The sequence below is a fragment of the Streptomyces sp. YS415 genome (assembly GCF_023544665.1).
GTDB lineage: Bacteria > Actinomycetota > Actinomycetes > Streptomycetales > Streptomycetaceae > Streptomyces.
On the sequence record NZ_JAMJFL010000030.1, the window covers coordinates 85,153 to 93,610 of the forward strand.

The 8,458-nt window shown below is 71.7% G+C and carries 8 protein-coding genes; 7 read left to right on the forward strand and 1 reads right to left on the reverse strand.

All coding sequences use genetic code 11. From position 1 onward, the window contains the following. Position 1 precedes the first annotated feature (1 nt). Complete coding sequence (locus M8H82_RS29685; protein WP_250078158.1) at positions 2-2,200, reverse strand: elongation factor G-like protein EF-G2; 2,199 nt, start codon at positions 2,198-2,200, stop codon at positions 2-4. A 206-nt stretch (positions 2,201-2,406) separates the two neighbouring features. Here M8H82_RS29685 and pgsA point away from each other — a divergent pair, with 206 nt between their 5' ends. The 7 genes from pgsA (at position 2,407) to M8H82_RS29720 (ending at position 8,419) form a co-directional block, all read left to right on the forward strand. After that, positions 2,407-3,165, forward strand: coding sequence for a phosphatidylinositol phosphate synthase (gene pgsA, locus M8H82_RS29690; protein WP_250078165.1), 759 nt, complete (start codon positions 2,407-2,409; stop codon positions 3,163-3,165). Next, a complete protein-coding gene (locus M8H82_RS29695) occupies positions 3,162-4,070 on the forward strand; it encodes a phosphatidylinositol mannoside acyltransferase (RefSeq protein WP_250078159.1) in 909 nt (302 codons plus the stop codon). Before pgsA ends, M8H82_RS29695 begins: the two co-directional genes overlap by 4 nt. Beyond that, a complete protein-coding gene (locus M8H82_RS29700; protein ID WP_250078160.1) occupies positions 4,067-5,239 on the forward strand; it encodes a glycosyltransferase family 4 protein in 1,173 nt (390 codons plus the stop codon). Before M8H82_RS29695 ends, M8H82_RS29700 begins: the two co-directional genes overlap by 4 nt. A 209-nt stretch (positions 5,240-5,448) precedes the next feature. Further along, a complete protein-coding gene (locus M8H82_RS29705; protein ID WP_250078161.1) occupies positions 5,449-5,991 on the forward strand; it encodes a hypothetical protein in 543 nt (180 codons plus the stop codon). Between the two features lie 116 nt (positions 5,992-6,107). Next, positions 6,108-7,013, forward strand: coding sequence for a pyridoxal 5'-phosphate synthase lyase subunit PdxS (gene pdxS / locus M8H82_RS29710; protein ID WP_015661776.1), 906 nt, complete (start codon positions 6,108-6,110; stop codon positions 7,011-7,013). After that, a complete protein-coding gene (gene pdxT / locus M8H82_RS29715; protein WP_250078162.1) occupies positions 7,013-7,618 on the forward strand; it encodes a pyridoxal 5'-phosphate synthase glutaminase subunit PdxT in 606 nt (201 codons plus the stop codon). The genes pdxS and pdxT overlap by 1 nt, the downstream gene beginning before the upstream one ends. A gap of 48 nt (positions 7,619-7,666) precedes the next feature. Continuing rightward, positions 7,667-8,419 (forward strand): YebC/PmpR family DNA-binding transcriptional regulator, encoded by a 753-nt coding sequence (locus tag M8H82_RS29720; RefSeq protein WP_250078163.1) that lies wholly within the window; start codon positions 7,667-7,669, stop codon positions 8,417-8,419. The last annotated feature ends 39 nt before the right edge of the window (positions 8,420-8,458 follow it).

An 8,458-nucleotide genomic window follows, 5' to 3' on the forward strand; every position in this document is an offset into this window, starting at 1 on the left:
ACTACGCGGAATCGCGGGTCTGTTCGCGGACCCTTTCGGCGACCTGCGGCGGCATCGGCTCGTGCCGCGCGTAGGAGCGGCTGAAGCGGGCGGTGCCGTGCGAGAGGGAGCGCAGGTCGACGGCGTACCGGCCGATCTCGATCTCCGGCACCTCGGCGCGGACCAGGGTGCGGCTGCCCGCGGTCTGCTCGGTGCCGAGCACCCGGCCGCGCCGACCCGAGAGGTCGCTCATCACGGCGCCCACGTACTCGTCGCCGACCAGCACACTCACCTCCGCGACCGGCTCCAGGAGGTGGATCTTCGCGTCGGCCGCGGCCTCCCGCAGCGCCAGCGCCCCGGCCGTCTGGAAGGCGGCGTCGGAGGAGTCCACCGAGTGCGCCTTGCCGTCGAGGAGGGTGATCCGGACGTCGATGAGCGGATGGCCGGCCGCGACGCCCTTGGCCGCCTGGGCGCGCACGCCCTTCTCGACGGAGGGGATGAACTGCCGCGGCACGGCCCCGCCGACCACCTTGTCCACGAACTCGATGCCCGAGCCGCCGGGCAGCGGTTCCACCTCGATCTCGCAGATGGCGTACTGCCCGTGCCCGCCGGACTGCTTCACATGCCGCCCGCGCCCGGCCGACTTGTCGGCGAACGTCTCCCGCAGGGAGACCTGGTGCGGTACGACGTCGACCTGGACGCCGTAGCGGCTGCGCAGCCGCTCCAGGGCCACGTCGGCGTGGGCCTCGCCGAGGCACCACAGGACCACCTGGTGGGTGTCCTGGTTCTGCTCCAGACGCATGGTGGGGTCCTCGGCGACCAGCCGGGCCAGGCCCTGGGAGAGCTTGTCCTCGTCCGCCTTGCTGTGCGCCTGGATGGCCAGCGGCAGCAGCGGGTCGGGCATCTCCCACGGTTCCATCAGCAGCGGGTCGTCCTTGGCGGAGAGGGTGTCGCCGGTCTCCGCGCGGTTCAGTTTCGCCACGCACGCGAGGTCGCCGGCGATGCAGTGGGTCAGCGCCCGCTGCTGCTTGCCGAACGGCCGGGACAGCGCGCCGATCCGTTCGTCGACGTCGTGATCCTCGTGCCCGCGGTCGGCGAGGCCGTGCCCCGAGACGTGGACCGTCTCGTCGGGGCGCAGGGTGCCGGAGAAGACGCGGACGAGCGAGACGCGGCCGACGTAGGGGTCCGACGCCGTCTTCACCACCTCCGCGACCAGCGGCCCGGACGGATCGCACGGCTTCAGCTCGCGCGGCCTGCCGTCGACCGTGGTCACCCGGGGAGCCTCGCGCTCCAGCGGGGTCGGGAAGCCGCCGGTGACCAGCTCCAGCAGCTCGACGGTGCCGAGGCCCTGCCGGGCGCCCTCGGCGGCGGGGGCGGCGGCCAGGACGGGGAAGAAGACACCGCGCGCGACGGCCCGCTCCAGGTCCTGGACGAGCGTCTTGACGTCGACCTGCTCGCCGCCGAGATAGCGGTCCATGAGGGTCTCGTCCTCGCTCTCGGCGATGATCCCCTCGATGAGCCGGTTGCGGGCCTCCTCGATCCGCGGCAGCAGGTCCTGCCCGGGTTCGGACTCCGTGCGCTGTCCGGAGGAGTAGTCGAACAGCTTCTGCGACAGCAGCCCGATCAGGCCGGTCACGGGCGCGTGCCCGTCCGGCGCCGGGGGTCCGTGCAGCGGCAGGTAGAGCGGGAGCACGGCGTCGGGGTCGTCGGCGCCGAAGGCGTCCGCGCAGATCCGCGTCATCTCCTCGTAGTCCGCGCGCGCGGACTCCAGGTGCGTGATCACGATGGCGCGCGGCATGCCGACCGCCGCGCACTCCTCCCACACCATGCGGGTCGAGCCGTCCACGCCGTCGGAGGCCGAGGCGACGAAGAGGGCCGCGTCCGCCGCTCGCAGACCGGCCCTGAGTTCCCCGACGAAGTCGGCGTATCCGGGGGTGTCCAGAAGATTGACCTTGATGCCGTCCCATTCGACGGGCACCAGGGAGAGCTGTACCGACCGCTGCTGGCGGTGCTCGATGTCGTCGTAGTCGGAAACGGTGCCGCCGTCCTCCACGCGGCCCGCCCGGTTCACTGCTCCCGCGGTGAGCGCGAGAGCTTCCACCAACGTCGTCTTGCCCGATCCGGAGTGGCCGACCAGCACCACATTCCGTACGGACGTGGGATGGTCGGCCGCTGTTGCCCTGCCGGCGGCTCCGGGGTGTGCGTTCGCCTTGTCGCCCATGGCCTTGCCTCCCGTACACGGTGAGGTCTTCTGTGGGCGCGGACGTGCGACTCCGCGTGCGGTGGCGGCTGCGGTGACGCCCGCGGTTCTTCGAGCTTTCCACTCCCGTCACGGTGCGTCCATACGACGGACGTGATCGCGCCCGCCGCTCCCGCCCGTCCCGCGAACCGGCGCCCGGCCGCCGCCCGCACGCGCGCGTGGCTACGATGGGCCAGCCGGTGGCCAGCAGGGGCCGCGCGGCCACACCGAACCTCGGGAAGGCCATGCTGAACAAGTACGCGCGTGCATTCTTCACGCGTGTCCTCACACCGTTCGCCGCGTTTCTGATCCGGCGGGGCGTCAGCCCCGACACGGTCACGCTGATCGGCACCGCCGGCGTGATGGCGGGCGCGCTGGTGTTCTACCCGCAGGGCGAGTTCTTCTGGGGCACGGTCGTGATCACGCTCTTCGTGTTCTCCGACCTCGTCGACGGCAACATGGCCCGCCAGCTGGGCCGCTCCAGCCGCTGGGGCGCCTTCCTGGACTCCACGCTCGACCGGGTCGCCGACGGCGCGGTCTTCGGCGGATTCGCGCTCTGGTACGCCGGGGGCGGCGACGACCTCGTGCTGTGCGCGGTCTCGATCTTCTGTCTGGCGAGCGGCCAGGTGGTGTCGTACACCAAGGCCCGGGGCGAGTCGATCGGGCTGCCGGTCGCCGTGAACGGTCTGATCGAGCGGGCCGAGCGGCTGGTGATCTCCCTGGTCGCGGCCGGACTCGCGGGCCTGCACGCCTTCGGGGTGCCCGGTATCCAGTACCTGCTGCCCGTCGCGCTGTGGATCGTCGCCGTGGGAAGCCTGGTCACGCTGATCCAGCGGGTCGTCACCGTGCGCCGGGAATCCGCCGAGGCGGACCGGGCGGACGAGGCGGCCGCACGGTCCGGCCCCGAGCAGGGGAGCACCGCGCAGGGGAGCGAGGCCGCGAAATGAGCGCCCGGGAACGACTGACGGACGCGCTGTACGGCCTGGGCTGGAGCACCGTCAAGAAGCTGCCCGAGCCGGTCGCGGTGCGGCTCGGCCGGACGATCGCGGACGTCGCGTGGAAGCGGCGCGGCGCGGGCGTGCTGCGCCTGGAGAGCAACCTCGCGCGCGTGGTGCCCGACGCGAGCCCGCAGCGCCTCGCCGAGCTCTCCCGCGCGGGCATGCGCTCGTACCTGCGCTACTGGATCGAGTCCTTCCGGCTCCCGGCCTGGAGCGCGGAACGCGTCGTGGCCGGGCTCGAGATCAGGGACCTGCACCGGCTGGACGAGGGCCTGGCGGCCGGCAAGGGCGTCGTCCTTGCCCTGCCGCACCTCGGCAACTGGGACCTGGCCGGTGCGTGGCTGACCACCGCGCTGAAGATGCCGTTCACGACGGTCGCCGAGCGCCTGAAGCCGGAGACCCTCTACGACCGGTTCGTCGCCTACCGCGAGGGCCTCGGCATGGAGGTGCTGCCGCACAGCGGCGGCTCCGCGTTCGGCACGCTGGCCCGGCGGCTGCGCGACGGCGGCGTGGTCTGCCTGGTGGCCGACCGGGACCTGTCCGCCTCCGGCGTGGAGGTCAAGTTCTTCGGCGAGACGGCCCGGATGCCGGCCGGACCCGCGCTGCTCGCCCTGCACACCGGCGCGGTGCTGCTTCCGGTGACGCTCTGGTACGACGACGCGCGCATGATGCTGGGCCGGGTGCATCCCCCGGTCGAGGTGCCCGAGACAGGTACCCGGACCGAGAAGACGTCTGTCATGACACAGGCGCTGGCCGACGCCTTCGCCACGGGGATCGCCGAGCATCCGGAGGACTGGCACATGCTGCAGCGGTTGTGGGTGGCCGATCTCGACCCCGCGAAGGACCCGTCGTGAGGATCGGCATCGTCTGCCCGTACTCCTGGGACGTGCCGGGCGGCGTCCAGTTCCACATCCGGGACCTGGCCGAGTACTTCATCCGCCTCGGCCACGAGGTGTCCGTGCTCGCCCCCTCCGACGACGACACCCCGCTGCCGCCGTACGTCGTCTCGGCCGGCCGCGCCGTCCCGGTGCCGTACAACGGCTCGGTCGCCCGGCTGAACTTCGGCTTCCTGTCGGCCGCGCGGGTGCGCCGGTGGCTGCACGACGGCGCGTTCGACGTCGTGCACATCCACGAGCCGTCCTCGCCGTCCCTCGGGCTGCTCACCTGCTGGGCCGCGCAGGGCCCGCTGGTCGCGACCTTCCACACCTCCAACCCGCGCTCCAAGGCCATGATCGCCGCGTACTCGATCCTGCAGGCCGCCCTGGAGAAGATCAGCGCGCGGATCGCGGTGAGCGAGTACGCCCGCCGCACGCTGGTCGAGCACCTGGGCGGGGACGCGGTCGTCATCCCCAACGGCGTCGACGTCGACTTCTTCGCCAAGGCCGAGCCCAAGCCGGAGTGGCAGGGCGACACGATCGGCTTCATCGGCCGGATCGACGAACCCCGCAAGGGCCTGCCGGTGCTGATGAAGGCGCTGCCGCGGATCCTCGCCGCCCGGCCGCAGGCCCGGCTGCTGGTCGCCGGGCGCGGCGACGCGGAGGAGGCGGTGGAGGACCTGCCCGAGGAGCTGCGCTCGCGGGTGGAGTTCCTCGGCATGGTCAGCGACGAGGACAAGGCACGCTTCCTGCGCAGTGTCGACCTGTACGTCGCCCCCAACACCGGCGGCGAGAGCTTCGGGATCGTCCTGGTCGAGGCGATGTCGGCGGGGGCGCCGGTGCTCGCCTCGGACCTGGACGCCTTCGCGCAGGTCCTGGACCGGGGAGCCGCGGGCGAACTGTTCGCCAACGAGAACGCCGACGCGCTCGCCGAGGCGGCGGTACGGCTGCTGGAGGACCCGGCCCGGCGTGCGGAACTGCGCGAGCGGGGCAGCGCCCATGTCCGGCGGTTCGACTGGTCGACGGTCGGCGCGGACATCCTGTCGGTGTACGAGACGGTGACCGACGGAACGACGGCAGTGGCAACGGACGAGCGCACGGACCGGACACCCGGGCTGCGGGCACGGCTGGGGCTGGCGCGGGACTGAGGGCCGCGCGCGGGGGCCGGAACGGCGGCACGCGTGCGTGAGCTCGTGGTGGCAGCGTGGCGGCTCGGCGTGCCGTTGTGCGCGGGGTTCACGGCGGCGGTACGCGCCTTCCCGGCCGGAGCGTCGCACCGCGACCGGCTCCCCGGGCCCCGGCCCGCTCGCCCAGGCGCTCGTAGCGTGCCGGCCGCACCTCGGTAACCTTGCCGCCCGTGACCGCAACCCTCATCTGGATCCTCGTCGCCCTCGTCGCGTTCGGCCTGTACCTGAGCTGGACCGCCGGCCGTCTGGACCGGCTGCACGCCCGGATCGACGCGACCCGTGCCGGGCTCGACGCGCAGCTGCTCAGGCGGGCCTCGGTCGCCCAGGAACTCGCCACCTCCGGGGTGCTCGACCCGGCCGCCTCGATCGTCCTCTACGAGGCCGCCCACGCCGCCCGGCAGGCCGAGGAGGAGCACCGGGAGGTCGCCGAGAGCGACCTCAGCCAGGCGCTGCGGGCCGTGTTCGCCGAGGCCCCGCAGGTCGAGGGGGTCCGCCAGGCGCCCGGGGGAGAGGAGGCCGCCCGCGAACTGACCGAGGCGGTGCGCAGGGTGCCGATGGCCCGCCGCTTCCACAACGACGCGGTACGCGCCGCCCGGGCGCTGCGCCGGCACCGCAAGGTCCGCTGGTTCCGGCTGGCCGGCCACGCGCCGTTCCCGCTGGCCTTCGAGATGGACGACGAGCCCCCGTCGGCGCTGACCGACCGGGCCGCCTGACCCCGCCGTACGCGAAAAGGATCCACCGCCTGGCCATTGGCCCTTGCTGTGGCCTGGCCCAATCGCGTTTCCTCGGTGGGGTAGCAACCCTCTTTTCACATATGTGAGGTCAACCCGTGTCCATCACCGAGAACCAGGCTCCCGCAACCGGTACCGCGCGAGTGAAGCGCGGCATGGCCGAGCAGCTCAAGGGCGGCGTGATCATGGACGTCGTCACGCCGGAGCAGGCGAAGATCGCCGAGGACGCGGGCGCCGTCGCCGTCATGGCCCTGGAGCGGGTCCCGGCCGACATCCGCAAGGACGGCGGCGTGGCCCGTATGTCCGACCCGGACATGATCGAGGGCATCATCGACGCGGTCTCCATCCCGGTGATGGCCAAGTCCCGCATCGGCCACTTCGTCGAGGCCCAGGTGCTGCAGTCCCTCGGCGTGGACTACATCGACGAGTCCGAGGTCCTCACCCCGGCCGACGAGGTCAACCACTCCGACAAGTGGGCGTTCACCACCCCCTTCGTCTGCGGTGCCACCAACCTGGGCGAGGCCCTGCGCCGCATCGCCGAGGGCGCGGCCATGATCCGCTCCAAGGGCGAGGCCGGCACCGGCAACGTCGTCGAGGCCGTCCGCCACCTGCGCCAGATCAAGAACGAGATCGCCAAGCTGCGCGGCTTCGACAACAACGAGCTCTACGCCGCCGCCAAGGAGCTGCGCGCCCCCTACGAGCTGGTCAAGGAAGTCTCCGAGCTCGGCAAGCTCCCGGTCGTGCTGTTCTCCGCCGGTGGCGTCGCCACCCCCGCCGACGCCGCGCTGATGCGCCAGCTCGGCGCCGAGGGCGTGTTCGTCGGCTCCGGCATCTTCAAGTCCGGCGACCCCGCCAAGCGTGCCGCCGCCATCGTGAAGGCCACCACCTTCTACGACGACCCGAAGATCATCGCGGACGCCTCCCGCAACCTCGGCGAGGCCATGGTCGGCATCAACTGCGACACCCTGCCCGAGGCCGAGCGCTACGCCAACCGGGGCTGGTGATGACCGCTCCCGTGGTCGGAGTGCTCGCACTCCAGGGCGACGTACGGGAGCACCTCATCGCCCTGGCCGCGGCCGACGCCGTGGCCAGGCCGGTGCGGCGCCCCGAAGAGCTCGACGACATCGACGGCCTGGTCATCCCCGGCGGCGAGTCCACCACCATCTCCAAGCTCGCCGTCCTGTTCGGCGTCATGGAGCCGCTGCGCGCACGCGTGCGTGCCGGACTGCCCGTCTACGGCACCTGCGCCGGCATGATCATGCTCGCCGACAAGATCCTCGACCCGCGCTCGGGCCAGGAGACCATCGGCGGCATCGACATGATCGTGCGCCGCAACGCCTTCGGACGCCAGAACGAGTCCTTCGAGGCGGCCCTCGACGTGACGGGCATCCCGGGCGATCCTGTGGAGGGCGTCTTCATCCGCGCCCCCTGGGTGGAGTCCGTCGGCGCCGAGGCCGAGGTGCTCGCCGAGCACGACGGCCACATCGTCGCGGTCCGCCAGGGCAACGCGCTCGCCACGTCGTTCCACCCTGAACTGACCGGCGACCACCGGGTGCACGGCCTCTTCGTCGACATGGTGCGCGCCACCCGGGCGGCCGAGTCCTTGTAGGATCTCTGGCGTTCGTTCATAGACGGGTTACGCGAAGGAGACAGGCAGATGTCCGGCCACTCTAAATGGGCCACGACGAAGCACAAGAAGGCCGTGATCGATGCCAAGCGCGGCAAGCTCTTCGCGAAGCTGATCAAGAACATCGAGGTCGCGGCACGCATGGGCGGCGTCGACCTCGACGGCAACCCGACGCTCTATGACGCCGTCCAGAAGGCCAAGAAGAGTTCGGTCCCGAACAAGAACATCGACTCCGCGATCAAGCGCGGTGGCGGTCTCGAGGCCGGTGGCGCCGACTACGAGACGATCATGTACGAGGGCTACGGCCCGAACGGCGTCGCGGTGCTCATCGAGTGCCTCACCGACAACCGCAACCGCGCCGCCTCCGACGTCCGCGTCGCCATGACCCGCAACGGCGGGAACATGGCCGACCCGGGCTCGGTGTCGTACCTGTTCAACCGCAAGGGCGTCGTGATCGTCCCCAAGGGCGAGCTGACCGAGGACGACGTCCTCGGTGCCGTCCTGGACGCCGGCGCCGAGGAGGTCAACGACCTCGGTGAGTCCTTCGAGGTGCTCAGCGAGGCCACCGACCTGGTCGCGGTGCGCACCGCCCTCCAGGAGGCCGGCATCGACTACGACTCCGCCGAGGCCAACTTCGTCCCGACCATGCAGGTCGAGCTCGACGAGGAGGGCGCGAAGAAGATCTTCAAGCTGATCGACGCGCTCGAGGACAGCGACGACGTGCAGAACGTCTTCGCCAACTTCGACGTCAGCGACGAGATCATGGAGAAGGTCGACGCGTAACGCCCTCGCGGACCGAGCGGATGCCGGCGGGCCGGTGGG